General features: G+C 56.5%; 21 protein-coding genes, 2 tRNA genes and 1 pseudogene. 12 read left to right on the forward strand and 12 right to left on the reverse strand.

What is annotated here, in order from left to right; all coding sequences use genetic code 11:
- Window positions 1-197: 197 nt before the first annotated feature.
- Window positions 198-273 (reverse strand) — tRNA-Asn (locus tag IM265_RS21070).
- A 320-nt stretch (window positions 274-593) separates the two neighbouring features.
- Here IM265_RS21070 and nac point away from each other — a divergent pair.
- The 3 genes from nac (at window position 594) to IM265_RS21085 (ending at window position 4,008) form a co-directional block, all read left to right on the forward strand.
- Window positions 594-1,511 (forward strand): nitrogen assimilation transcriptional regulator NAC, encoded by a 918-nt coding sequence (gene nac / locus IM265_RS21075; RefSeq protein WP_028013742.1) that lies wholly within the window; start codon window positions 594-596, stop codon window positions 1,509-1,511.
- 96 nt (window positions 1,512-1,607) lie between these two features.
- Window positions 1,608-2,558, forward strand: coding sequence for an HTH-type transcriptional regulator Cbl (gene cbl / locus IM265_RS21080; RefSeq protein WP_048998856.1), 951 nt, complete (start codon window positions 1,608-1,610; stop codon window positions 2,556-2,558).
- 163 nt (window positions 2,559-2,721) lie between these two features.
- Window positions 2,722-4,008: a hypothetical protein gene (locus tag IM265_RS21085; RefSeq protein WP_193031638.1), complete on the forward strand. Its 1,287-nt coding sequence runs from the start codon at window positions 2,722-2,724 to the stop codon at window positions 4,006-4,008.
- Window positions 4,009-4,168: 160 nt separating this feature from the next.
- Here IM265_RS21085 and IM265_RS21090 read toward each other — a convergent pair whose 3' ends face one another.
- Complete coding sequence (locus IM265_RS21090; RefSeq protein ID WP_048998855.1) at window positions 4,169-5,089, reverse strand: LysR family transcriptional regulator; 921 nt, start codon at window positions 5,087-5,089, stop codon at window positions 4,169-4,171.
- A gap of 141 nt (window positions 5,090-5,230) precedes the next feature.
- Here IM265_RS21090 and IM265_RS21095 point away from each other — a divergent pair, with 141 nt between their 5' ends.
- The 5 genes and pseudogenes from IM265_RS21095 to IM265_RS21110 all read left to right on the forward strand — a co-directional run bounded on the left by IM265_RS21095 (window position 5,231) and on the right by IM265_RS21110 (window position 7,495).
- Complete coding sequence (locus tag IM265_RS21095; protein WP_193031640.1) at window positions 5,231-5,620, forward strand: RidA family protein; 390 nt, start codon at window positions 5,231-5,233, stop codon at window positions 5,618-5,620.
- A 48-nt stretch (window positions 5,621-5,668) separates the two neighbouring features.
- Window positions 5,669-5,920: pseudogene (locus tag IM265_RS22095) on the forward strand (alcohol dehydrogenase catalytic domain-containing protein); the annotation flags it as partial.
- A 147-nt stretch (window positions 5,921-6,067) separates the two neighbouring features.
- On the forward strand, window positions 6,068-6,628 hold the full coding sequence (locus IM265_RS22100; RefSeq protein ID WP_226839592.1) for a zinc-binding alcohol dehydrogenase family protein: 561 nt from the start codon (window positions 6,068-6,070) through the stop codon (window positions 6,626-6,628).
- Window positions 6,629-6,904: 276 nt separating this feature from the next.
- Window positions 6,905-7,162 carry an antitoxin gene (locus IM265_RS21105; protein WP_041909206.1) on the forward strand — a complete coding sequence of 86 codons (258 nt, stop codon included), beginning with the start codon at window positions 6,905-6,907 and terminating at the stop codon, window positions 7,160-7,162.
- Entirely contained in the window at window positions 7,163-7,495 is a 333-nt protein-coding gene (locus IM265_RS21110) for a type II toxin-antitoxin system PemK/MazF family toxin (RefSeq protein WP_028013735.1), read from the forward strand.
- Between the two features lie 54 nt (window positions 7,496-7,549).
- On the opposite strand, the gene IM265_RS21115 is transcribed toward IM265_RS21110, so the two are convergent.
- From IM265_RS21115 to IM265_RS21140, 6 genes are all read right to left on the reverse strand, one after another.
- Window positions 7,550-7,625: transfer RNA gene (locus IM265_RS21115), tRNA-Asn, on the reverse strand.
- 164 nt (window positions 7,626-7,789) lie between these two features.
- A complete protein-coding gene (locus tag IM265_RS21120; protein WP_061097727.1) occupies window positions 7,790-9,979 on the reverse strand; it encodes a TonB-dependent siderophore receptor in 2,190 nt (729 codons plus the stop codon).
- Between the two features lie 26 nt (window positions 9,980-10,005).
- Window positions 10,006-11,331: a lysine N(6)-hydroxylase/L-ornithine N(5)-oxygenase family protein gene (locus IM265_RS21125; RefSeq protein WP_193031644.1), complete on the reverse strand. Its 1,326-nt coding sequence runs from the start codon at window positions 11,329-11,331 to the stop codon at window positions 10,006-10,008.
- Complete coding sequence (gene iucC / locus IM265_RS21130) at window positions 11,328-13,070, reverse strand: aerobactin synthase IucC (protein WP_350309048.1); 1,743 nt, start codon at window positions 13,068-13,070, stop codon at window positions 11,328-11,330. The genes IM265_RS21125 and iucC overlap by 4 nt, the downstream gene beginning before the upstream one ends.
- Window positions 13,067-14,014 carry a GNAT family N-acetyltransferase gene (locus IM265_RS21135; RefSeq protein WP_193031646.1) on the reverse strand — a complete coding sequence of 316 codons (948 nt, stop codon included), beginning with the start codon at window positions 14,012-14,014 and terminating at the stop codon, window positions 13,067-13,069. The genes iucC and IM265_RS21135 overlap by 4 nt, the downstream gene beginning before the upstream one ends.
- A complete protein-coding gene (locus IM265_RS21140; RefSeq protein ID WP_193031648.1) occupies window positions 14,014-15,756 on the reverse strand; it encodes an IucA/IucC family siderophore biosynthesis protein in 1,743 nt (580 codons plus the stop codon). The genes IM265_RS21135 and IM265_RS21140 overlap by 1 nt, the downstream gene beginning before the upstream one ends.
- A 138-nt stretch (window positions 15,757-15,894) precedes the next feature.
- Here IM265_RS21140 and IM265_RS21145 point away from each other — a divergent pair, with 138 nt between their 5' ends.
- A complete protein-coding gene (locus IM265_RS21145) occupies window positions 15,895-17,106 on the forward strand; it encodes an MFS transporter (protein WP_193031650.1) in 1,212 nt (403 codons plus the stop codon).
- On the opposite strand, the gene mtfA is transcribed toward IM265_RS21145, so the two are convergent.
- Window positions 17,103-17,900, reverse strand: a complete 798-nt coding sequence (gene mtfA / locus IM265_RS21150; RefSeq protein WP_045260370.1) for a DgsA anti-repressor MtfA — start codon at window positions 17,898-17,900, stop codon at window positions 17,103-17,105. The two genes, IM265_RS21145 and mtfA, sit on opposite strands and share 4 nt — an antisense overlap.
- A 189-nt stretch (window positions 17,901-18,089) precedes the next feature.
- On the opposite strand from mtfA, the gene IM265_RS21155 reads away from it, so the two are divergent.
- From IM265_RS21155 to IM265_RS21165, 3 genes are all read left to right on the forward strand, one after another.
- A complete protein-coding gene (locus tag IM265_RS21155; protein ID WP_074164100.1) occupies window positions 18,090-18,236 on the forward strand; it encodes a DUF2256 domain-containing protein in 147 nt (48 codons plus the stop codon).
- Window positions 18,233-19,762: a cryptochrome/photolyase family protein gene (locus IM265_RS21160; protein ID WP_193031652.1), complete on the forward strand. Its 1,530-nt coding sequence runs from the start codon at window positions 18,233-18,235 to the stop codon at window positions 19,760-19,762. Before IM265_RS21155 ends, IM265_RS21160 begins: the two co-directional genes overlap by 4 nt.
- Before the next feature lie 90 nt (window positions 19,763-19,852).
- Window positions 19,853-20,752 (forward strand): LysR family transcriptional regulator, encoded by a 900-nt coding sequence (locus tag IM265_RS21165; RefSeq protein WP_047367860.1) that lies wholly within the window; start codon window positions 19,853-19,855, stop codon window positions 20,750-20,752.
- Here IM265_RS21165 and IM265_RS21170 read toward each other — a convergent pair.
- The 3 genes from IM265_RS21170 to IM265_RS21180 all read right to left on the reverse strand — a co-directional run bounded on the left by IM265_RS21170 (window position 20,727) and on the right by IM265_RS21180 (window position 23,730).
- Window positions 20,727-21,515, reverse strand: a complete 789-nt coding sequence (locus IM265_RS21170) for a substrate-binding domain-containing protein (RefSeq protein WP_193031654.1) — start codon at window positions 21,513-21,515, stop codon at window positions 20,727-20,729. The genes IM265_RS21165 and IM265_RS21170 overlap by 26 nt on opposite strands.
- Window positions 21,512-22,825: an MFS transporter gene (locus IM265_RS21175; protein WP_045260367.1), complete on the reverse strand. Its 1,314-nt coding sequence runs from the start codon at window positions 22,823-22,825 to the stop codon at window positions 21,512-21,514. The genes IM265_RS21170 and IM265_RS21175 overlap by 4 nt, the downstream gene beginning before the upstream one ends.
- Before the next feature lie 209 nt (window positions 22,826-23,034).
- Entirely contained in the window at window positions 23,035-23,730 is a 696-nt protein-coding gene (locus IM265_RS21180) for an EAL domain-containing protein (protein ID WP_226839584.1), read from the reverse strand.
- Window positions 23,731-24,498: the final 768 nt, after the last annotated feature.

Here is a 24,498-nt window from a genome sequence, read left to right on the forward strand (position 1 = left end):
TACTAGCGTGGGGCGTTCGTGGCTGGAGGCGGCGACGGCGCCGGTTCGTGTGTAATTTCGTGCGGTCTGATGCCCTCACCCCATCCCTCTCCCACGGGAGAGGGTGAAAACACTAAAAACGGCAACAAGGTTGCCGTTTTGCATTTACCTTGCGCAGAAAAGCAAAAAGCCTGCTTTAAAAGCAGGCTTTTCAAATTTGGCTCCTCTGACTGGACTCGAACCAGTGACATACGGATTAACAGTCCGCCGTTCTACCGACTGAACTACAGAGGAATCGTGTGAACGGGGCGCATATTATCGACCTGCGTTCGCCTTGTCAAAGGGTGGATCAACGCCTTTTGATCGTTTGCTGACAAAATCGGCAAAATGATGTTTTTGACAGCGGAATGCACCGTAATGGTGCGGATATACCTCTAATGGGGCAGATCGTAAACTGCTGTTTCAGTAATAAATCACCCCTCCATAATTAGGTTTCCTTATTTTCAGGCGGTTAGCGAACAATTCAGACCGCACGGTAAAAGTGGCATTCATATTGCAAAACCTGTTCAACAACGACAGCCGGTTCCGGCAATGCATTTCGAACAGGGGGCAACATGAACTTAAGACGACTGAAATACTTCGTAAAAATCGTCGATATCGGCAGCCTGACTCAAGCGGCAGAAGTGCTGCACATCGCGCAGCCTGCGCTGAGCCAGCAGGTGGCTACTCTGGAAGGCGAGATGGATCAGCAGTTACTGATCCGCACCAAACGCGGCGTCACGCCAACGGAAGCAGGCAAGATCCTGTATACCCATGCCCGCACTATCCTGCGTCAGTGTGAACAGGCGCAGCTGGCGGTGAACAACGTGGGCCAGACCCTGAGCGGGCACGTTTCTATCGGGCTGGCGCCGGGAACGGCGGCGTCCTCTATCACTATGCCGCTTCTGCAGGCCGTGCGCGCTGAGCTTCCGGAAGTGCTGGTCTATCTGCATGAAAACAGTGGTTCTGTACTGAATGACAAGCTGCTCAACGGCCAGTTGGACATGGCGGTCCTTTACGATCGCTCCCCGGTTGCCGGGATCACCAGCCAGCCGCTGCTCAAGGAAGATCTCTACCTCGTGGGCACCCGCGACTGTCCGGGCCAGAGCGTCGATCTTACCGCCGTGGCAGAGATGAACCTCTATCTGCCGCGCGACTACAGCGCCGTGCGCGTGCGCGTGGACGAAGCGTTCTCCCTGCGCCGCCTGACGGCCAAAATCATCGGCGAAATCGACTCAATCTCCACGCTGACCGCGGCCATTGCCAGCGGAATGGGCGTCACCGTACTGCCGGAATCCGCCGCGCGCTCGCTGTGCGGTGCGGCAAACGGCTGGATGGCGCGGATCACCACGCCTTCGATGAGCCTGCCGCTGTCGCTGAACATGTCCGCTCGCGGTTCGCTGTCGCCGCAGGCGCAGGCGGTAAAAGAGATTTTAATGTCGCTGGTCAGCAAGCCATCGCTTGAGAACCGTGAACTCCAGCTCGTGAGCTGATATTCCATAAAAGCATAAGATGCTGGTTTTTATTATTTGTTCTGCAGCTCGGCTGACTCTAACAATAGAGCTATGTCAGATGCGCCGGAGTGAATCGTGAATTTCCAGCAACTTAAAATTATCCGTGAGGCGGCCAGGCGGGACTACAACCTGACCGAGGTCGCCAATATGCTTTATACCTCTCAGTCCGGCGTCAGCCGCCATATCCGCGAGCTGGAAGAGGAGCTGGGCATAGAGATCTTTATCCGCCGCGGCAAGCGGCTGCTCGGCATGACGGAGCCGGGTAAAGCATTGCTCACCATCGCTGAGCGGATCCTCAACGAAGCCAGCAACGTGCGGCGTCTGGCGGATCTCTTCACCAACGATGCCTCGGGCGTGCTCACCATCGCCACCACCCACACCCAGGCGCGCTACAGCCTGCCGCCGGTGATTAAAGCCTTCCGCGAACTTTTCCCTGACGTCCGTCTGGAGCTTATCCAGGGCACGCCGCAGGAAATTGAAGTGCTGCTGCAAAACGGTGGGGCAGATATCGGCATTGCCAGCGAGCGGTTGAGCAACGACCCGCTACTGGTGGCCTTCCCCTGGTTCCGCTGGTACCACAGCCTGTTGCTCCCGCTCGATCATCCGTTGAATCAGGTTTCACCACTGACGCTGGAAGCGATCGCGAAATGGCCGCTGATTACGTATCGCCAGGGCATAACCGGACGCTCGCGCATAGACGAGGCCTTCAACCGTAAAGGATTAACGCCGGACATCGTGCTGAGCGCGCAGGACTCTGACGTGATCAAAACCTACGTCGAGCTGGGTCTGGGCATTGGCCTGGTGGCGGAACAGTCCAGCGGAGAACGCGAAGACGGGAACCTGGTGCGCCTGGATACGCGGCATCTGTTTGACGCCAATACAGTGTGGCTGGGCCTGAAGCGCGGGCAGCTGCAGCGCAACTATGTGTGGCGCTTTATCGAGCTGTGCAATGCCGGGCTGTCGGTGGACGAGATCAAACGCCAGGTCATGGAGCCGGAAGAAGTGGCGATTGATTATCAGATTTAATAATCCAACTTAGACAAGCAGTCTGTTATCGTTTATGCCCGGTGCGTTAGTATCGCGGCATAAATTTTATGAAGTATGCATGCAGGAATAAATACTGAATATATTGATAGCAAAAGCTTAGGCGTGTTAAAAATGGAGGCTAGGTCGATGCCGGGAGGGCACAATGGCAAATGTTATTCATGATTTTATTTATGATATCTGCCACTCAGGAAATCTTGAGGCAGCTGTTCAACAATATGCACTCTATTACCACTATCTTGACGATTATACCTTCATTTTTGCAGCGGAGAAAGGTGCGACTCCTGGCTTATCGGTTAACAGGAACTTCAGCAGTGGTTCTGCCGTGCGTAGCTTATTCAAAACGCCGCATGTGTTTATTCTTACACCAGACATATTCAGAGAAATGTTTATCTCTGGTAACCGCGTTACATTTCCCATCGACTATTCTATCTCGCTCGATACGCAGGTATTAAGTTATCTTAAGCCTTTCTTTGAAGGGCAAAGATCGCGACTTCCCGATGATTTTGAAGAAATTTTTGACTTCATCGCAAGAGAGGAAGTCAATGTTGATCCTTTGCTGTATGAACTCGAAAATCTCTGTAATTTTAGCGATCTCAATAAACAGGAAAAAATCTTCGAACGCATTCGAGCTTATGAGATGTTACGCAACCTGGATGTTGCGGCTTGGCAGCAGCATAGGCAGTTAAAATTTAATGTGTCTGAACAGGAAATTATAGTTAAAACGCAGCAATATATGGCACGTAAAAATTATGAGTTTATAAATAAGTCGCTAATGGAAGAGCTGGCTCGTGACTATAATCGCTTATATGTATATGTGTTAAAAATGTGCGCGATTCACCTGCGGAACCCAAAAACAAGTGCTAAGCAGGTGCAGGAAAAATTACTCGAACTGCTAGAATTTACTCACAATGAAGCCCATTTCTTTGGCATTAGAGAGATTTTGCTCGCTAAGCGTTTTTTTGAAAATGGTTCTAAGGAAGCCTTTTTTCACAAAGTGAACCGTAATACGGCGGGATTTTGGGAGTACGTTAGAGGTATGGCTTGGGATCTTCGCCATCAGCGCTTTCTCGAATTTGTTATTACCTTAAATATTGATAAAAACGCGGCATTCTTTTTTCCCGCAATCTTAACCTGTGATAAAAAATTCATTGAAGTTCTGGATGCTCATAGCGTCAAAGTCATCGTTTTTAATAACAAAACTAAAGAAATTCTTCCATTTTATGATATTGATTTTATTGAAGAGATAGCGTCATGCGGTGAGCGAGTCAAAGAACGATTAACTTTGCTCTCTACCGAAGAATACCAGTTACAACGTCGCCAGTATCAGGAAGGGCCAGACTATATTCAATCGTTGGTTAAAACACTCGAAGCCGAACTTGAGGGCATTTGCGGTATTGCCTGTGAAAAGAATCCGCTTGGTAACTATTAGTGGATCACAGATGCAAAAAGCCGGCTTCAAAAGAAGGCTTTTCAAAAATGGCTCCTCTGAATGGGTTCGACTTTGCCAGTAACAGACAAATAAATATTTCCCTTTCTGTCAAAATCGCCTGAATGACCACCAATCGGCGGTGATGAGCGAATAGATATAGTCACTTAATGGTAGAAGTAGGGACATGCTGCTGCATCAACTCAACGATCCAGTCAATAAAAACGCGCAGTTTAGCGTTGACGTGGCGGTTAGGCGGGAATGCCAGGTACAGGGGCATTGGAGCAATACGCCAGCGTTCAAATAGCGGAATCAAGGCACCGCGAGCCTGATGTGCTGCCGCCATATAGACCGGCAGCGCAATCACGCCTAATCCCGCTAGTCCAGCTTCGAGGTAAGCATTGCCATCATCCACAGCAAGCACATAGTTGCCCGTAATTTCAATACGTTCACTCTCACCGTGCAGCACCAGAGGATCAATCTTACCGGTGCGTGAGGACAAGAATCCCACGATGCGATGGTCCGTGTTTTCCAGCTCTCGCGGATGCGCGGGGGCACCGAGGCGTTCCACATAACTCGGTGCGACGTAAACACCGATTTGCAAATCGCCGACATGGCGCGCGATCAGTGACTGGTCATTGATTTCGCCACCCCGCAGGACGCAATCCACGTTGTCGCCGATCAGATCCACCACCCGGTCACTTACGCCCATATCAAACTGGATATCAGGGTAGCGCGCGTGAAAAGCCGGTAGCGCGGGCACCAGCACAAGGCGGGCGAGAGGAGTGGGCACATCCACCCTTAACCGTCCCCTGGGCGTCATCGCCGCACTGGACAGGCTGTTTTCTGCATCTTCCATGTCCGCCAGCAGGCGGATAACGCGCTCGTAGTAGACCGCGCCATCGGGAGTGACGCCGAGCCTGCGGGTGGTGCGATGGAGTAGCTTGACGCGCAGGCGCGCTTCCAGCTGCTGAATAAGCTGCGTCACCGTGGTTTTGCTCATATGGAGCGTTTGGGCAGCCTTCGTGAAGCTGCCTGCCTCCACCACGCGAGCAAAGGCGCGCATCGCATCAAAACGATCCATCCCATGTCCTCTCTTTTCACCGATTGTTTGGATATTACAAACAATGATGGACAAAGTCGCCTGTTTATCCCTCTGCTTCAGCAGCTGTAAAGTCTCTTTACGTTCACCGGGCAGAGTTCGCCCCATTACAAAGGTACACATATGACAATACGCGAAGCCGTTTTTCCCTTCGGACGCCAGGCGCTCTATGAGCGCAATCGCTATTCACCGGCCATCAAATCTAATGGCTTCTTGTTTGTTTCGGGGCAGGTGGGTAGCCGGGAAGATGGTTCGCCTGAAGAGGATATAAAAGCGCAGATCCGTCTGGCGTTTGATAACCTTAATGCTGTTCTCACGGCTGCGGGCTGCACGTTCGATGACGTGGTTGACGTTACCCTTTTTGTTGTCGATCCCGAGTCAAACCTCGACGCTATCTGGAGTGTCCTGCCAGAATACTGGGGGGAAGCACCTTACCCGACCTTGACCGGGATCGGCGTGACGTGGCTGTACGGATTCCAGTTTGAGATAAAAGTGATTGCCAGGCTACCCTGAGCGTTACGGATCTTTCTGACGGTCAAAAGACGAGACAGAGGAAAATTTATGAAGGCAGCGGTTTATGACGAGGAAGGCGCTCCCGGCGTCCTGCAATATGTCGATGTTCCGGATCCGGTCGCAGGGCCTGACGATGTGCTGATTTCAGTCGAGGCTATCTCGATTGAAGGGGGAGATCTGATCAACCGACGTTCAACTCCGCCGCCTTTTCCTTCATGGATCGTTGGCTACGCGGCCGCGGGGACGGTGGTTGCCGTCGGGTCGCAAGTCCGTAGCCGCAAGGTTGGAGACAGAGTGACTGCTTTTAGCATGCAGGGATCGCATGCGGAACGTTGGGCTGTGCCTGCGGAACGAACCTGGCTTATACCAGACGGAGTGGATGCAGCAGAAGCGGCGGTGGTACCGATCTCCTTTGGAACAGCATATCACTGCCTTTTCACACGAGGCATGCTCCGGCACGGAGAAACCGTTCTGATTCAGGCAGCAGCGGGTGGCGTGGGGCTCGCGGCCGTTCAGCTTGCCTCACAAGCTGGCGCGACGGTCATCGCCGTGGCAAGCGGAACGCAGCGAAAAAACCGGTTGCTGGAACTGGGGGCCGATCATGTTGTGGATCGTGTAGAGAATAACGTCGTGGAGAGTGTCCGACAGGTCACTCGTGGCACCGGTGTTAACCTCGTCATCGATCCGGTAGGGACGACGTTGCCTGCGTCGCTTTCTGCACTCGCGCCGGAAGGGCGTCTTGTTTTCGTCGGTAATGCGGGCGGTGGCAGCCTGACAGCCGACTTATGGCCAGCAATGCAGTCTAACCAGACGCTCATGGGGGTATTCATGGGCCCCCTTTTTGAAAGGCCTGAGGTTCGGGCAAGCGTGGACGAGATGTTGCAGGCTGTAGCGGCAGGGCGCATCAGGGTTGTCATTGACCGCATCTTCCCCCTGGCTAACGCCGCCGCCGCCCATGAATACGCCGAGACAGCGAAACCGCTTGGCCGTATTGTTATGAAGCCATGATGGGGTTGACCTTAGCCTGGCCCCCACCATTCTCCCGATGCGGAAGCCGCCTCGCATTTCGTTTATCCGATCCGCCATAATTCTTTTAACCGTAAAAACAGTTTTTTATTATCAGCCTTCTTAGTGACGCAATTCGTTCCCACCAGCGCTGCCCTTCGATGGATAACGGCTCTCTGCCCACTTAATTACGAAAAGGAAATCACCATGAATCTGATGAATAACTGCGCATCTCCTGGCATAAATGTTATATTAAAATATAATATTAGGAGGTGCGCTATGTATAAAACTCGCCTGAAAAAGGTCGGCGGATCCATCATGTTGGCGGTTCCTCCCGCCGTGTTGAAAACGCTGGAGCTGTCGACGGACAGCGAAGTCGGCATGACCATTAACAATGGCTGCCTGATCATTGAACCCCAAAAACGGCCTCATTATTCGCTTGAGGAGCTGCTGGCGCAGTGCGATCCGCACGCTGAAATGAGTGAAGAGGATCGGGAATGGATTGATGCGCCTGCGGTAGGAAAGGAGATCCTGTAAATGGACAGAGGGGAAATCTGGCTTGTTTCACTGGATCCGATTGCTGGCCATGAGCAAAGCGGAAAACGTCCGGTTCTCATCGTGTCGAAGGCATCGTTTAACAAGCTGACCCGGCTACCGGTAGTGGTTCCCGTCACCAGCGGCGGTAACTTTGCTCGCACGGCAGGTTTCACCGTTTCACTGGAAGGGGCGGGGACAAAAACGATGGGCGTTATTCGCTGCGACCAGCCCAGAACTATTGATATGGCTGCCCGAAACGGCATGCGGCTGGAACGCATACCTGATGCCGTTGTAAATGAAGTGCTTGCCAGGCTGGATGCAATTCTGAGTTAGCATCAGAGACGCAGAAAAGCAAAAAGCCTGCTTCAAAAGCAGGCTTTTCAAATTTGGCTCCTCTGACTGGACTCGAACCAGTGACATACGGATTAACAGTCCGCCGTTCTACCGACTGAACTACAGAGGAATCGTGTGAACGAGGCGCATATTATCGACCTCGGTACGCCTTGTCAAAGGGTGAAAACGCGCTTTTTGTTCGTTTGCCGACTATTTCAGCAAATCGCTGATTTTATAGCAAATTTGCGTTGAAATTACACAACGAAATGCGCCGCCCGCAGGCGGCGCGAAGGATCAGAACAGTACGGAGTAGTTCAGACCAAACGTACGTCCTCGGCCTTTGTAGGTGTACAGGCCCGGTGCACCGTAGGTTGGGCTATACAGTCCCGGCGCGCGCTGGCCCCAGGCGGTGGTGTAGTCTTTGTCCAGCAGGTTTTCCACGCTGAAGCTGACTTTCCCCACCGGCAGGGCGTAGCTGCCCAGGAAATCTACCGTGTTATAGCCATCGATCTTCTTGCCGTCAGCGTCAGACACGTCAAAGGTCTGCGTGCTCTGCACGCGCAGGGTCCAGTCGCCCGGCGCCCAGTTGACCCATGCGCTGGCTTTCGACGGGCTGGCGCTGTCGACCGTCAGCTTCTCCCATTTCCCGTTTTCGCGGGTTTCAGACTTGATGGCGTTAAAGTTCGCCCCGGTGCTCCAGTCGCTGTCGGTGAAGAAATAGTCCACCTGGCCTTCAATCCCGTAGATACGACGCTTGTCGTCTTCCAGGTTGATGGTCATGTCCGTCTTGTTGATGGTGATGGTTTTATCCGAGAGCGAGTAATACGCCGCGACTTGCGTGCGCAGGTTGTCACCGGTGTAGCGCCAGCCCAGCTCGTAGGCGTTGACCTTGATGCCGTCCAGCGTTGAGTCGTTGACGTTCACGCTGTTCAGCAGGCGATAGTGGCCGTTGCTGAGTTGGTAGGTGCCGGAGCCGTAGTACTTCGCCAGGTCAGGAATTTCGAAGCCCTGGGAGAAGTTAAACCACAGCTGCTGCTGTTCGGTCAGACGACCTAGGATCCCGGCGTTAAACAGGAAGTTGTTGTAATCGGTTTTCCCGCCCGGCACCGCGTCGGCGGAGGTGGCTTTCCCGGTGGCGATGGCTTGCTGCTGGGTGTAGCCAACAAAATCATCCACCTTGTTTTCGGTGTACTGGTAGCGCACGCCGCCGCTCAGGGTGATGGCGTCAATGTCATAGCTCGCCTGCAGGAACGGAGCGAGATTGGTGATGCTGTAGCCAGGATAACGGCCCACGTTGTAGGCGTTGTCCAGCTCCATGCCGCCGCTCGCCGCCGCTTTGCTCAGGTCAAAGAACTGCTGGTTGGCATCGAACGTTTCGTGGTCGGCATCGACACCCCAGGTCAGCGTTAAATCGTCCACCGGCTTGCTGTTCAGCGTCAGCTTGCCGCCGTAAAAATCGGTTTTCTGCTGCGACGCGCCGATGCTGCTCACCACGCCTTTGGTCAGGGTCGGGAACGGGTAGTAGGTCAGGCTCTCGTCACGGTAGTAAATCTGCGCGACCAGATCCTGGCCCCAGAAATCAGTATTGGAGTACTGCAGGTTAATCAGATGGCGCTCGGTGCCCGGCACGCGGTCAGAGTCGAGATTATCCTTGTTGTACGCAGTGGCATCGCCCGTTACCGCCGAGAAGTTCTTCCCGAGATACAGCCCATGCTTGCCGTCGGACTCGCTCTTGTAGTACTGGGTAGTGAGCTGCAGCTGCTGGTGATCGTCGATGTTGAGGGTGCCTGTTCCCATCACATCAATACGGTCGGAATACTGTAGGCCGGTCTGGGTGTTGTCGATGATCACCTCGTCGCCGTTGCCGTCATACCAGCCGCCGTAGCGCTGATACGACACCGACAGACGACCGGAGGCGTTGTCGTTGCCGCCGCTGACCGCAGCCGACACGTTCTCATCGTGGTCATTGTGGCTGTTAAACCCGCTTTTTGCTCCGGTCTGGAACTCAACTTCGGTCTCCGGCTGGCCCTTTTTGGTGACGATGTTCACCAGGCCGCCGGTGCTGCCGCCGCCGTACAATGACGTGGCGCCGGAGATGACTTCGATGCGGTCAATGTTGAACGGGTCGATGGAGTCGAGCTGGCGGCTGTCGCTGCGGGACGAGTTCAGGCGCACGCCGTCCACCATCACCATCATGGAGCGGCCGCGCAGGTTCATGCCGTAGTTGGTACGCCCCTGGCTGCTGACATCCATACCCGGGATCAGCTGCGCCAGCACCTCTTTAATCTCTTTCCCGCCCTGAACCTGCTGCTCGATCTCAGAGCGTTCAATGACCCAGGTGGTCTGCGCCATCTCGGCCACGCTGCGGTGCGCGCGGCTGGCAGAGACCACGATATTTTCTTCCTTTTGTTCTTCCGCCCACGCAGAGGTAGAAAGCATTGCAAGCAAGCAAGGATTTAAAACCCAAAGATGAGAACGTTTCATTGTTATGTTGATCCTGATTGTGTGTGTCAGTACTCAGTGGTTTTTGCTAACGATTTAAAAACCTGGCTGCTCTCCGGGCTGGTGGTGCTCCGCCAGTGGATAACGCCAGGGGTGGTGGCCAGTTCAAACGGCTCGTCGGCATGTGCGCGATTCAGAATTCGCGCCGCGCGCCAGGCCATCAGGCTGAGCTGGGGTTCGGCAATGCCGAGACGGTGCATCCCGGCGTTCACGGCGAACAGGCGGTTGCTCCGCGGACCGTCCCATTCGAGGGTGAAATCGTTGTTAATGCAGAACGCTTCGTCCGCATCCAGATGCAGGCGGTGAGACAGCGGCGCAAGGAACGCGGGCTGCACGGCGCGGTAGCCGGTGGCGAAAATCACCACGTCGCTCTCCAGCTGCTCGTGGCCGCCGTCGAGGTGATGCTGAATGCTCAGGCGATGTCCGGTTTCCTGACGCGTCAGGGCAGTCACCGAGCGGGACGGCATCAGGTGCGCCCAGGGTTTTTCACGCAGCACTTCGAAGCGGTGGTACATGGCGCGGTAAATCGCCAGCAGGGACTCGGTGGTGATGCCGTCGGAGGTCATCTTCTGCTCGTGCAGCATCTGACGACGCGCTTCTTCACCGAGCGTGGAGAAGCTGTCCACATACTCCGGCGTGAAATACTCGTTAGCAAAGGCGGCTTCATCCAGCGCGTTGTAGTTATTGCGGCGTGAAACCCAATTCAGGCTCAGCGGCTGGCCCCATTCGCCGCGGAAAATATTCAGGAACAGGTCGGCGCCGCTCTGGCCGCCGCCGACAACGGTGACGCGCTTGCCGGCGAGATCCGGCGTGCGCAGCATCATCTCGCTGGCGTGGAAGCAGGTATCGTCCTGCGCCGTGACGCAGTCAGGCAGGTTGATCTGTTTGCCAATCCCCACGCAGACGTGGCGCGCCAGGAAGCGGTCGCGCTGGGTCACCACCTCAAACAGGCCGTTTTTCTCATCAAAGCTCACCTGCTGCACCTGCTGGCTGAAGGCGAGGTTGGTGAGGTTGTCCGCCGCCCAGCACAGGTAGTCCGCAAACTCTTCGCGGGAAACCGTGCGCTGCTCGGTGGTCAGGAAGCGGTAGAACTTTTTGCGCTGCACCAGGTAGTTCAGAAAGCTGTGGCGGTTGGTCGGCTCCACGGCGCTGACCAGATCCTTCAGGAAGCTGGTCTGCATGTGGCAGTCAGGCACCATCATGCCCGGGTGCCATGAGAAGTGCGGTTTACGCTCAAGGAACAGCGAGCTAAAGCCGTCCAGACCTTCTGCGAGGGCGGCGACGCTGAGGTTAAACGGGCCAATACCAATGCCGATGAAATCATAGGTTTTCATTGCGCGGACTCCCGGGAGGCCAGAAAAAGAGGGTTATCAAGATCGGTAACGTAGTTCGGCAGCATGCGGCTGCCGCCGTCGTGTTCGGAGAAGGTCAGTTTGACCGGGTTGAGGATCACGCGAATAATCTGCGGCTTAAACAGATCGAATTTCGCAAAGCGCTCCGCAAGCTCCGGGTGCGCAGCCATATAGCGGTGCAGCACCCCGGCGAGGATCTGATAGAAGCGTTTTTCGCTGACTCCGCTTTGCAGCGTGAGGCGTGAAATAAAGCGCAGCACCGTCACAAAGTTGCCGGTCTGCAGGTCGTGAATGATGTAATCCGCGCTCAGGCGCGCCGTCACCGCTTTTACCTGCTCCGGCAGGCTCTGCGCCTGCGGGAAATCCTCGTCCACCAGGCGCATATCGCCCTGGAAATCCTTCAGCAGGATCCGCTGCGGGACGTAGTCCTTCATCACCAGCGTCACGTTCTGGCCGTGGGCAATCAGCGCCACGCCGTAGCGGCAGAGCAGGTGGTAGAACGGGATCACCGTTGCCTCGAACAGCTTTTCCAGCCACGCGTCGGCGGTTAACCCCGAGCGTTTAATCCACGCGTCGATCAGCGGGCGCCCGGCGTTGTCGGTTTCCATTAGTGCCGCCATCAGCACCGCCTGTTCGCCGTCCTGTAAATAGCAGGATGGGTTCTCGCGCCAGATCACGCCCAGCATCTCCTGGTAGCGGTAGGGCGCTTTCGGCAGCGCCGCGTAGCCCGGATGCGACAGATACCCGGCGGCGGGTTCGCCCAGCACCTGCGCGCCAGAGCGGATCAGCGTGGCGTCAGCGGCGAACTGCTGCTGCAGCCAGCGCGAGGCCAGAGGACCGGCGGCAATGTACTTGCCCGGAATGCCGCGATAGCAGGAGGTGTTGTAGATGGTCAGCGGCAGCTTGATGTCATACGGCGCGCGACGGCTGGCGTTGGTGAGCGTGCGCAGGGACTGCTGGGCCAGGTACTCATCGCCAAACTCGCCCAGCTCAACCATTTCACCGCGCGCCAGCTGCGCAAGAAAATGAATGGCAATTTTTTGCTGCCACTGCCACGGGTGCATCGGCACGGGCAGCCAGCCGTCGTCGAGACCCAGCGCCTGCCAGCGAGCGTCAAACCGGGCGCGCTCGGCATCGTCCATGGTGCTGGCCAGCAGAGCGTGAATGTCGCAATCGGCGTCGCTGCTCCAGACCAGATGTTCACGCTGGACGGCGACCCAGTGCAGGCGGAAGCGCCCACGGTATTCCGGCGCGTACAGGCGCAGCGCGTCCAGACCCCAGCCGCGGCGGCCTTTGTTGAAAATAAACTTCGGGTGGCCGCTCATCAGACACTGTAATTCGTCCGGGTCGAGGTGGATCAGCGCGTCCGCGTCCAGCGCTTCACGCGCCTGCAGCAGCTGCATGTCGCCGCGCAGCGTGGCGTAGAGATCTTCCATGTGCTCCGCCGTTTGCGCGTCGCTCATCTCCAGCACCGTCGCCAGCTGCAGCAGCGCGCTTTCCGCTTCCACGGCGGCGCCGCTGGCGGTGGTCAGGCTGTCCGGATCGATATGCAGCCAGCCCCAGATCCCGCGCGCGGCGCGAAACTGCCAGGACTCGTTGCCCATGGCGATGCGCCAGCCGTCCGATGAAACCGGCTCAGCGCGCAGGGTGCGTTCGTATTCCAGCTCCGCGAGGATCTTCGCCACCATCTCGCGGTTCACTTTCTGCCAGAGCGCGTTCACAGGCCCACCTCGCTGAAGAAGCGGTGACGCTGGCTCATGATGAGGCGCGAGCGCTTGTGCGGGAAGTCGAACTCTTTCACCGTGTCGAAACCGGCGGAGGCCAGATGGCGGAACAGGCGCTGGTTGTCGAAGCGCGGCTCGGCCACGATGCGCGCAGTGCGCGGTTCATCGAGATACAGATAGTGGCTCAGGCCGCGCAGCCAGCTGCGGATATACTGCGCGCCGCGCCAGTTTTCTTCGCCCACCAGCATGTGCAGCCCGCGGTCAAACGGCTGCCAGCGGTAGTGGCGGCCAATGCGGTCTTCTGCCGCCCAGTAGAGTTCAAAATAGCCAAACGGCTGGTCGTCGAAGCAGCCGATAACCGGGTAGCAGTAGGTCGAGTCAAGCTGGCGGCGCAGGTAGTTTTCCTGCTCGGCCTGCGGGCCCGCCATCTCCCAGAAGGCGTTCACGCGCGGGTTATTCATCCATTGAGTGAAACGCTCGCCGTCCAGCGCCACGTCCGCCACGCGGAAGCTTAAAGTGCGCTTGATTTGCGGATCGTAACGGCGATAGACCTCGCCCTGTGGGCGACGAGGACGCAGCGGGAAGTACAGCTGGCGGCTCTCATCAAACTGCATCCCACCGCTTGCCTGCGGACGTTCGCCTTGCAGCCACAGCGGCAGCTGCCAGAAGGTTGCACGCGCCAGATAATCCCCGTGGGCCTGGCTAAACAGCGCCTGCGCCTGGGGTTCATCCTGCCAGTCCGCCCACGGCAGGGTAATGCCGGTCAGGGCCGGCGCGGCAACAAACAGCTGATCGAGGGCTTCCACCAGCCAGCCGGCCGGGATCCCGGTCAGACGCTCCAGCACCGCGCTGCCGTCAAGACCCAGCGTCAGCGGCAGGTTTTGTTCCGTTGCGGTGCAGTGAAAGCCGTAGCCGGAATGGACGATATTCGCGATGGCCATCACGCCTTCTCCTTGTAAAACGGGTTGCTAAAGTCGAAATAGATCACCGCCGGATCGACGATGGTGTTCTCATTGCGATCGTGCAGGTAGCAGAAGAAGTTGCCTTTGCAGTTCCAGGTCGGGCTGTCGAGCACGTAGTCGAGGCAGCGGGTCTGCTTCGCCGTCGTGCGCAGCCCGGCCAGCGCGTCACGCACGCGGGACATCAGGTGCTCTTCGCTGTCGAAACCGGCGGCGGCGAGAGCGGCGGTGACGGCAAGGGTGGAGTTCAGCAGCAGGTAATAAGGGAAGTAGCGCAGCAGCTGGCTTTCACCGAAGCGGTTTTCCACGTCGGTTTCGCCCGCCTCTTTCAGCCACGCGTCGGCCCCTTCGGTCCAGGCGCTGCCCTGGCAGTCGCGGTAGATAAGCCCGACCGGGAAATCCTGCTGCATCTCAACGAGGATATTTTGCTGGTGCGCCAGCAGCACCAGACCGTAGTCCGCCTCGGCGCTGAACAGCGGAAGCAACACGCGGTCGCAGTAGGCATCCAGCCAGCAGCGGGCGGCCTGGGCGAGCGGTAAATCCAGACGCTGGCTAAGACGGCGTACCGCTGCGGCCAGCAGGCTGTCGCCGCCGTCAGGCGCGGCCTGGGTCAGGCTGACCAGCACGTTGGTCTGGGTGTCTGGCGTATCGAACAGCAGGTTAACGCGCAGGGCCATCAGGCTCTCTTCCTGAACGACGCCGTTTTCATCACGCAGTCCCGCCCAGCCGTCTTCCTGCATCACGCGCATGGTCGGGTAGCGGGCCTGTAAATTTTGCCAGCGTTCTGTTTTCGCCAGCCGCGCCAGGCGCATACCGCGCTTAACCTCTTTGACCGACAGCGTGCGCACGGAGTTGGTCAGACGCACGCTGAGGGAGAATTTAATCATGTCGCTGTTGGTTTCGCTGTACAACGAGCGTGAGGAGCTGGTGGGCAGCCACTGTGCGCCCGCTTCACCCAGGTCCTGTAATGAACCGTTTGCCGCCAGACGCTGACACCAGTCCTGCTCAAGCAGATAGTCGGCCTGCCACGGATGCATCGGCAGCAGCCAGCGGGTGTCGGTGAAGTGGCCGAGCAGATCGGGCGCGCTCTGGGCGGCGAAGCGCAGCAGACGCTCGCGCAGGGAGACGTTCAGGCTGTCGCCGGCAACGAGCGTGCTCTCAACGGCAAACCAGCGCAGCGGGAAGCGGGAGCCGAAATCCGGCAGATACCGGCGCGCCTCGGTTTCGTTGAATGGCTCGTGGGATTTTGGCGCAGGGTGAAACGCGTGGCCCACCAGCAGCGCCTGTTCCGCTTCGGCAAACGTCAGGGGCTTGTCGCGCAGCGTTGCCCAGCCGTGGCGCAAATCAATCGCCTGCCAGGTATGGGTATGACTTTCCAGCGCGCGCTGTTTAAAACGCGTCAGCGTATCGGCATCCAGTGAGCCTTTTACTGAGGGTTTTTCAAGAATTAAATCAATCAGTTGAGTGAAAGTGACGGCGTCACCACTGTCGCTATCGCTCTGAATAAGCGTTGCCGGGAAACGGTATTGATGGTGCTGGGTTGGGGAGAAATAGCGTACCGGAACCCGAAGGGCCTGGGAGGAAGAGAGTGGAATATGAATGTGCGCTAACTCATCCGCTGCGGCTGCAGGGAGATAGCGCCAGTCCTTCGTTTCGCGTAACAGGGCGTTTAAAAAACACTGGGCTGCAACGTCTGTACCGGCAGAGCGGGGCAGAGCACGCATAGATGTACCTCATTCCATGACTGATAATAATTCTCGTTATGATATTCATTCTGTTTACAGTGGCAACTATTTTTGCAATATTTGTTTTCATTAACTTCATAATTTCCACACATTTATTGACACTATGTTCACATTCTCATGCGCGCTGATTCTGAAACGTTGACCGCAAATATCACCTCCAAAGCCAACTGGCCCCTGGCGCTCTGCGCGGGCCTGCTGGGCATCGGGCAAAACGGTTTGCTGGTCATGCTTCCGCAGCTGGTGACCCTGACCGGACTTTCACTCTCGGTCTGGGCCGGGCTGCTGATGTTCGGCTCCATGCTTTTTTTACCCGCGTCCCCCTGGTGGGGACGCCAGAGCGAGCGCCGCGGCTGTAAGGTCGTTATGGTGGCCTCCCTCAGCGGCTATCTCGCCAGCTTTGGCGTCATGGCGCTGGTGGTCTGGGCGATGGCGGCAGGGAGGCTGGAAAGCACCTGGGGGCTGGCGGGGCTGATCCTCTCGCGTCTGCTGTATGGCCTGACGGTGTCGGGCATGGTGCCTGCCGCGCAGACGTGGGCCATTCAGCGTGCGGGCCTGGATAAACGCATGGCGGCGCTGGCAACCATCAGTTCCGGCCTCAGCTGCGGCCGCCTGCTGGGGCCTCCGCTGGCGGCGCTGATGCTCAGCGTTAACCCGGTCGCGCCGCTCTGGCTGATGGCGATCGCGCCGTTAATCGCTCTGCTGCTGGTGCTGCGGGAGGTGGCGGATCCGCCGCTGCCGCCGGTGGCACACCAGGCGACCCGTCTGCAGATGTCCATGCTGCCGTTCCTGCTGCTGGCGATGCTGCTGGCGGCGCTGGTGAGCCTGATGCAGCTCGGCCTGTCACCGCACCTCAGCCCCTTGCTGGACGGCAACGCCCGGGATATCAGCCATCATGTTGCGCTCCTGCTGAGCCTGGCCGCGCTGGCTACGCTCGCGGCGCAGTTCCTGGTGGTTCGTCCGCAGCATTTCAGCCCGCTGACCCTGCTTTGCATGGCGGCGGTGCTGATGGTGGCTGGGCTGGCGCTAATGTGTATCGCCGAACTGGCGCTGTTCTATGTGGGGATTGCTATCACTTCGCTCGGCGCGGCAATGGCAACGCCGGGCTATCAGCTGCTGCTGAACGATCGCCTGACCACGGGGAAGGGCGCGGGCGCTATTGCGACCAGCCACACGCTGGGCTATGGCGTCAGCGCGCTGCTGGTGCCCGTCGTGACGCGCTTTTTCGGCGAACACTATTTAACGACGGTGGCCTTTGGCGTGGCGGCGCTGTTTTTAGCGCTGAGCATCGGGGTACGGTTAACCGAGCGTACCCCTGTCGAAAAAAATTAATGGACGTGGTGGGATGAAGGGCCGCCAGCGCCCTCATTTTGCCGCAGGCGCTGGAGCGGATCCTGCTGATAAAACTGGCTGAAACGCTGCCACAGCGCCGGGAAACGGGGCGCGAAGAGTTCGGGGGCGCTGAAGAAGTACTCCGAGAGCACCGCAAAGCACTCGGCGGGGTCAGTTGCCGCATAGGCATCAATGCTGGCCGCGCTTTCGCCCACCAGATCGATCTCATCCTGGATGTTATCCATTGCCGCATGCAGGTCGTGCTCCCATCCTGCGACTTCACGTAGCGGAATAAAAGGCACGCCGCTGGCGCGATCCCCGTTGCGGGTATCAAGCTTATGCGCCACCTCGTGAATAATCAGATTAAAGCCTGAGGCGTCGAACGAGTCCTGAATGTCGAGCCAGTTGAGGATAATTGGCCCCTGCTGCCAGCTTTGTCCGGACTGCACCACCCGCTGGTTGTGTACCAGCCCGATATCATCCTCCCACTCGTCATCGACGACGAACGGTGCAGGATAAATCAGCACTTCATGAAAACCGTCCAGCCACTCAATGCCGAGCTCCAGCACCGGCAGGCAGAAAAGCAGGGCGATGCGGGCGTTTTTCAGCGGATCAAGCTCGAACCCCTGCAGCGGCACCAGGCGTTTTTGCTGCAAAAAACGATCCGCCATCTGAACCAGCTTCGATTGTTCATCCGGCTTAAGATTCGCCAGAACAGGGATCGCCAGCGCGTCATCCCACGGCAGCGCCATATCCCGGCCAGCCTCATTCGTTTTCCAGGGCCACTTAATCATCGCTTTGCTCGCAAACTCGTCACTTGAACACAAAGGGGAACGTTATCATTGCAACACTTACAGCCCGAATAAACTATCATTTCGTACGTAGCGGTGGGTAGCGCTTTGCAGGCATCACCTTCATTTTGTGACGTCTGTCGTAGCCTTTATCCGCAGGTGGGGTGAATAAGTCAGTACGGTATTGAAAAGATGAACGATTTCAAAGGCAACAAGCAGGACCTGCCCAGTCGGCTGTGTGTGCACTGCCAGCGGCCCATGACGTGGCGCAAAAAATGGGCGAAATGCTGGGATGAGGTCAAATACTGTTCCGAGCGTTGCCGCAGGAGCCACCGTTGACCGAGCTGCGCCTGATCCTGGGCGATCAGCTTAATCCGCATCACAGCTGGTTTGATACCCGCAACCCAAACGTCATTTACGTGATGCTGGAGCTGCGGGCGGAAACCGCATACGTGCTGCATCATGCCCAGAAAATTATCGCTATCTTCGCCGCCATGCGGGCGTTTGCCTCAGCGTTGAAAGAGAAGGGGCATCGGGTAAGGTATGTCCGGCTCTCGGACGGTTCAAACCGCGGCGCGCTGGAAGAGAATCTCAACGCGCTTGTTACGCATTACAGCGCCGACAGGGTATTGTGGCAGGAGCCCGACGAATGGCGTCTTGATGCGCAGCTGCAGGCGTGGGCGAAAACAGCGTCCGTCGAAACAGCCTGCGTCAGCAGCGAGCATTTTTTCACCCCCCGGGACGCGGTAAGCGCGTTTTTTGCGTCGCGTAAAAGCTGGCGAATGGAATACTTTTATCGGGAAATGCGCCGTCGGCACGGGATTCTCTTGACCTCTGAAGGCGAGCCGGAAGGGGGGAAATGGAATTATGATGCTGAAAACCGCAGGCGCTGGTCCGGCGAGCCGTCCGCGCCGGGTGACTCGCGCCCCCGCCAGGATCGTTCAGCCTTGTGGGCAGAGATCCAACGCTGCGGCGTAAAGACCTTCGGCGAACCGCAGGCCGACAATTTTCGCTGGCCGCTCAACCGTTCGGAAGCCAAAGCCAGTCTGGATGCGTTTATTTCTCACGTGCTCCCGCAGTTTGGAAACTGGCAGGATGCGATGCACGCGGAAGAACCTTTTCTTTTTCATTCGTTAATTTCTTTTGCGCTGAATACCAAAATGCTTAATCCCCGGGAAGTTGTGGCCGCCGCCCAGCAGGCATGGCGTTCTGGCCACGCGCCGCTGCCTGCCGTTGAAGGGTTTATCCGACAAATCCTCGGCTGGCGGGAGTACGTGCGCGGGATCTACTGGTCGCAAATGCCGGGCTATCGCGAGCTGAATGCCCTGGAGCAGCACGCCCCGCTGCCGGACTGGTTCTGGACGGGCAAAACGCAGATGCGCTGCCTGGCGCATGCCGTTGGGCAATCGCTCACCGAGGCTTACGCCCACCATATCCAGCGCCTGATGGTGATCGGGAACTTTAGTCTGCTCAGCGGTCTGTCGCCGCAGGCGGTCCATGAGTGGTATCTGGGGGTCTATATTGATGCGTTTGAATGGGTGGAGCTGCCCAATACTCTCGGCATGAGCCAGTTTGGCGATGGCGGGTTACTGGCCAGTAAGCCCTATGTCTCAAGCGCATCCTACATTCATAAGATGAGTAATTACTGTCAGGGGTGTCGGTATCAGCACAACCAGCGCATCGGAGAGCTGGCGTGCCCGTTCAATGCCCTCTACTGGGATTTCTTTGCGCGCAACCGGGCGCGCCTCGGTAACAATCCCCGCCTGGGCATTGTCTATAAACAGCTTGCGGATATGAAGGAAGAAGAACGGCAGGCGATTGCTGACCAGGCCGGGCGCATTCGCCTCATTCTCAACGACCTCTGACCTATTTCAACACCGCGCCGGTTGCGGAAGGTCAATAAGACGCTATTATTTTTGACTTTGTTGCTTTCCCTGACAGGACATCCAGACGCTATGCCCGTGAATTTCGACCTTAACGATCTCTATGCCTTCAGGGCGTTAGTGGAATACGGTAACTTCCGTGTCGCCGCTGAATCAATCTGCATATCCCAGTCGGCGCTGAGCCGCAGGATCGAAAAGCTGGAAGCCGCGCTGGGAACCAGGCTGTTTGACCGAACCACCCGCCGCGTCGCCCTGACGTTATACGGGCAAAACTTTGCTGAACGCTCAGCACAGCTGCTCGACAACGTAGAATCAATGCTGGCGGATGTCGATAAGGCCAGTGAAGAGCGGACGGGGCTGATTACGGTCGCCGCGGTACCTTCCGCTGCCTGTTATTTTATGCCTGATGTGATCCGTCGTTTTCAGTCCCGCTTTCCGCGCGTTCGCATTAAGCTCATCGACAGCAGCGCGGGGAATGTGATTGACGCCGTGGCCCGAAGCCAGGCGGATTTTGGCATCTGCTTTGCGGGAAACTTGCCGTCTGAAATTGAATTTTTCCCGCTGGTAGAGGATGTCTACGTTGTGGCGTGCAGAAAGGACCACCCGCTGGCGCAGAAGAGCCACCTGACCTGGCAGGCGTTTTACCAGCAGGACTATATCTCCCTTGATAAAACGTCGGGGAACCGCAACCTGCTGGATCGGATGCTGGGGGATATCATTCCCGAGCGCCCCAGCGTCTGCGAAACGCGCCACGTCACCACGATGCTCGGTATGGTTGAGGCGGGGATCGGCATCGCTGCCGTTCCCGCCATGTCGATGCCGACGTCAGAGCACACGCCGTTGACCCATCTGCCGCTGGTGGCGCCGGAAGTGAAACGCACCGTTGGGCTTATCCGGCGCCGGGGGCGCATCCAGTCTTATATCGCGGCTGAACTGGAAAAAGAGATCACCGAGCGGTATCGCCGGACGTAACGGGGATCATCCCCGTCTTCTCGATGACGGCGCGCGAGGGCGGTGAGGCGAGATAGGTCAGCAGCGCTTTCCCCTCGTCAGGATGTTCAGCGTGACGGGTGACCGCGCCTGCGAAGCGCGTGATGTACTGCAGATTATCCGGGATTTTACCGATAAAAGTGACGCCCTGAACCGGCAGCAGCTCGCTCACCTGCTGGAAGCCCACGGCGTATTTCCCTTTTGCCACTTCCGAAGCAACCGGAATGCGTTCGATCATCGTTGCTTTAGCCGCCGCCTCCTTTTCAATCCCCAGCTTTTTGAACAACGTCTGGCTGACATACCTGCCGCTGGCGCTGTCTGAGTAGGCGATGGAGCTGGCCTGAAGCAGCGCGTTACGTAGCGTCGCCTCGCTGCTGATATCAGGGACATCCGCCCCTTTTTTCACCACCATTCCGACGGGAGAGTCCGCAAGTTCCGTTCGCGAACCCGGCTGGGTCTGGCTGGTTTTTTCGAGCTTCGCCAGCGCATCGCCCACCATAATCACCACGTCGGCTTTCTCGCCGCGCGCGAGCCGGTTTGGGATCGCCTGCGGCGTAGCGCCCATTGATGGACCGGGAATAATCACGATGGTATCGCCGGTCTGGCGTTCATATTCCGGTGCCAGCTTTTCAAGGGCGGCTTTGAAACCGCCTGAAATCATCACTTTCACCTCCTGAGCGCAGGCATTGGTGCTCAGGAACGTCAGCATCAGCGCGGTGGCGGCATAACGAGAAGTGCGAGTCATGCGGCCTCCTGCGACTTAACGGTGTTTTGCACCGAAACCGCGCGACGACGGTAGAGGTAGAGGGTTGCCAGCAGGGCACACACCGCGGCGAAGCTCATCCAGTAGCCCGGCGAGGCTTTGTCACCGGTGTATTCAATCAGCGCGGTGGACATCACCGGGGTAAAGCCGCCGAAGATCGCCGTTGCGAGGCTGTAAGCCAGAGAGAACCCTGCCACGCGGACTTCAGCGGGCATAATTTCCGTCAGCGCCGGGATCATCGCCCCGTTATACAGCCCGTACAGGAAGGAGAGCCACAGCAGGACGCTCAGCATCATGGAGAAGCTTGGCGCATCAGCCAGCAGCGTCAGGGCCGGATAGCTGCTGGCCAGCGCCAGCAGGGTCATGGCAATCAGCACCGGTTTACGCCCGAAGCGGTCCGACAGCGCGCCGCCCACCGGCAGCCAGATGAAGTTAGAGATCGCAACCAGCAGCGTGACCAGCAGGCTGTCCGAGGCGCTCAGCATTAGCACTTTTTTGCCGAAGGTTGGCGCGTAGACGGTGATCAGGTAGAACGCGGTGGTGGTCATCGCCACCATCAGCATGCCCGCGACCACCACCTGCCAGTTGCCAAGCAGCGTTTTAAAGACCTGACGCATCTCCAGATGATGGCGGCGCGCGCTGAACTCTTCCGTCTCCTCCAGCTTGCGGCGCAGGAAAAAGATAAACGGCACGATTAAACAGCCGAACAGGAACGGGATGCGCCAGCCCCATTCACGAATGGCGCTCTCTTCCATCAGCGCGTTCAGGGCAAAGCCCATCGCCGCGGCGACCATAATGGCAACCTGCTGGCTGCCGGACTGCCAGCTGGTATAGAACCCTTTGCGGCCCGGCGTGGCGATTTCAGCGAGATAGACCGAGACGCCTCCAAGCTCCGCACCGGCGGAAAAGCCCTGCAGCAGACGGCCCGTCAGTACCAGCAACGGTGCCCAAAGCCCGATGCTTTGATAGGACGGGATCAGCACGATCAGGAAGGTGCCTGCCGCCATGATGGAGAGCGTGACAATCAGTCCCTTCCTGCGCCCCACCTTGTCGATATAGGCGCCAAGCACGATGGCGCCGACTGGACGCATTAAAAAGCCCGCGCCGAAGACGGCAAAGGTCATCATCAGCGACGCAAATTCACTGCTCGCCGGGAAGAACGTGTGGGCGATGTAGGTGGCGTAGAAGCCGAACAGAAAGAAATCGAATTGCTCAAGAAAGTTGCCGGACGTCACGCGAAGTATCGCGCCCGCCTTAGAGCGTACGGTTGCAGGTGAGGTTGAGGAAAACATGGTTATCTCCAGTTTATTGTTGACGTTTTACGCGTCTGTTTCTGAAAACTGGATCAGTGAGGGAAAATTAATAAGCGCAAATTACACATAAGCTGATGCGTGACATGCATCAATCCTTAATGGTGTAGCTGGATAACCATAATTTACAATAAGTTAACATCTATTTAATTATATGGTTACGACAGGAGGGCGGCATTTTGCTATTACGGTTATGTGACATTGCGCATTTGTCTCTGGACGGTTTGAACCGACGGGGCCTGCACCGCATGGATTTTTTTCTCCGGCCAGTAAAATCCCTGCGCCAGATCGGCCCCCGCCAGCGATGCCGCTCTGACGTCTCCCTGACTCTCAACCCCTTCAGCAAGGACGAACGTTCCGAAACGTCGTGCTTCAGCGATCAGGTGCGCTAAACCCGCGCTATCGTTGCGATACTGCTGGAACGCAGCGCAGTCGAGTTTCACCCCATCGAATTCCAGCCCGCTATCGGCAAGCGTGCTGCCATAGTCGCTGAGATAATCATCGAGCCAGACCTCCATACCGGCATGCCTAAGCCGCCGGAGATTTTTATCCAGTAATGCGAGCCTGGTCGCATCAAGACGGGCGATTGCCATTGGGTCCTGAAGCTCAACGACCCCCGGTAAAGGGCCTTGCAGAAGCGCCGCGGTCCCGTCTTCGCTGGCGAGAATGGCTGTGGTGAGGTTAACAAAGAGCTTTACGGTGATTTTTTGACTTTCAAGCATCCTGAGCTGCCACGTTCTCAACTGCAGGAGTTGGGCGGATGAGCACTGTTCAAACCACTCTGTAATATTGACCTCAGTGGGAGGCTCAGACAGCACTTCATATCCACAGAGTTGCCTCGTAGTCAGTGACATTATGGGCTGCAGTCGAATAGTAAAACGTTTCATGACGACGTGAGTGTGCGATTTTATAGGTGATTAATTCTATATCCCTCCCTTTATTTAATGGTGTTAATCTTTGTGAACAGTGTAAAAATAGTTTTTTATACTGGTCTGGATGCCTTTTATCGGCCCGTTTAATGTTTTTCTGCGTCTGTTTATCCCTTGTTCATCATTTGTTGTTTTTGAGTTAAGTTAGTCAGTCTGCTCAGTAGTGTAATTAAAAAAGTCCGAAAGAATTGTAAATATTTAACCGGCCATCAAAGTACAATTGCGCTATTTTTAATCGCCTTAATCACAGGAGCCAAAACGTCAGAACGGAAGATGATATTGTGGGTATACAGGCGATCTTTTCTTATATCCGACTGAATTTTCGACAGGTTTGTTGAGGCGAATGAGCGATGTGAGGTCTGAGCTGTATTTATGATGTGATTTTTAAGGATAAATCTCACCTAAATTTGATTTGGATCAATTTTAAACTGTATTTTCAGTTTTTTCTCACCTTAAAGATGATTCATGCGATGTATCAAAATAACCACCGCAATGTTTAACTTGTTGAATATTAATGAATTTTACTTTCAGGGTTATAGTGTTGAGTACACGTTCAGCGTTCAGATATGCCCCTTTCTTAATTTAATAATTCTGATTATTCCTGAATATTCCTGATTGCTGAAATAGAGTCGGGTAAGGCGATTAAAATTTATTAATATTTTTCAAGATTAAAATATTAAATTTTTGTTGTTTTTAGTAAATGATGCGATAACTTGTCTATGATAC

The organism is Enterobacter cloacae complex sp. P17RS (assembly GCF_014895885.1).
GTDB classification, from domain to species: domain Bacteria; phylum Pseudomonadota; class Gammaproteobacteria; order Enterobacterales; family Enterobacteriaceae; genus Enterobacter; species Enterobacter bugandensis.

Coding starts and splice junctions, on each gene's coding strand:
- IM265_RS21155 (WP_074164100.1), top strand. CDS start 18,090: ATGAACGATTTCAAAGGCAACAAGCAGGACCTGCCCAGTCGGCTGTGT.
- IM265_RS22100 (WP_226839592.1), top strand. CDS start 6,068: ATGCTCCGGCACGGAGAAACCGTTCTGATTCAGGCAGCAGCGGGTGGC.
- IM265_RS21140 (WP_193031648.1), bottom strand. CDS start 15,756: ATGCGTGCTCTGCCCCGCTCTGCCGGTACAGACGTTGCAGCCCAGTGT.
- IM265_RS21105 (WP_041909206.1), top strand. CDS start 6,905: ATGTATAAAACTCGCCTGAAAAAGGTCGGCGGATCCATCATGTTGGCG.
- mtfA (WP_045260370.1), bottom strand. CDS start 17,900: ATGATTAAGTGGCCCTGGAAAACGAATGAGGCTGGCCGGGATATGGCG.
- nac (WP_028013742.1), top strand. CDS start 594: ATGAACTTAAGACGACTGAAATACTTCGTAAAAATCGTCGATATCGGC.
- IM265_RS21145 (WP_193031650.1), top strand. CDS start 15,895: ATGCGCGCTGATTCTGAAACGTTGACCGCAAATATCACCTCCAAAGCC.
- IM265_RS21120 (WP_061097727.1), bottom strand. CDS start 9,979: ATGAAACGTTCTCATCTTTGGGTTTTAAATCCTTGCTTGCTTGCAATG.
- IM265_RS21125 (WP_193031644.1), bottom strand. CDS start 11,331: ATGAAAACCTATGATTTCATCGGCATTGGTATTGGCCCGTTTAACCTC.
- IM265_RS21135 (WP_193031646.1), bottom strand. CDS start 14,014: ATGGCCATCGCGAATATCGTCCATTCCGGCTACGGCTTTCACTGCACC.
- IM265_RS21085 (WP_193031638.1), top strand. CDS start 2,722: ATGGCAAATGTTATTCATGATTTTATTTATGATATCTGCCACTCAGGA.
- IM265_RS21180 (WP_226839584.1), bottom strand. CDS start 23,730: ATGAAACGTTTTACTATTCGACTGCAGCCCATAATGTCACTGACTACG.
- IM265_RS21165 (WP_047367860.1), top strand. CDS start 19,853: ATGCCCGTGAATTTCGACCTTAACGATCTCTATGCCTTCAGGGCGTTA.
- IM265_RS21095 (WP_193031640.1), top strand. CDS start 5,231: ATGACAATACGCGAAGCCGTTTTTCCCTTCGGACGCCAGGCGCTCTAT.
- IM265_RS21110 (WP_028013735.1), top strand. CDS start 7,163: ATGGACAGAGGGGAAATCTGGCTTGTTTCACTGGATCCGATTGCTGGC.
- IM265_RS21090 (WP_048998855.1), bottom strand. CDS start 5,089: ATGGATCGTTTTGATGCGATGCGCGCCTTTGCTCGCGTGGTGGAGGCA.
- IM265_RS21175 (WP_045260367.1), bottom strand. CDS start 22,825: ATGTTTTCCTCAACCTCACCTGCAACCGTACGCTCTAAGGCGGGCGCG.
- IM265_RS21170 (WP_193031654.1), bottom strand. CDS start 21,515: ATGACTCGCACTTCTCGTTATGCCGCCACCGCGCTGATGCTGACGTTC.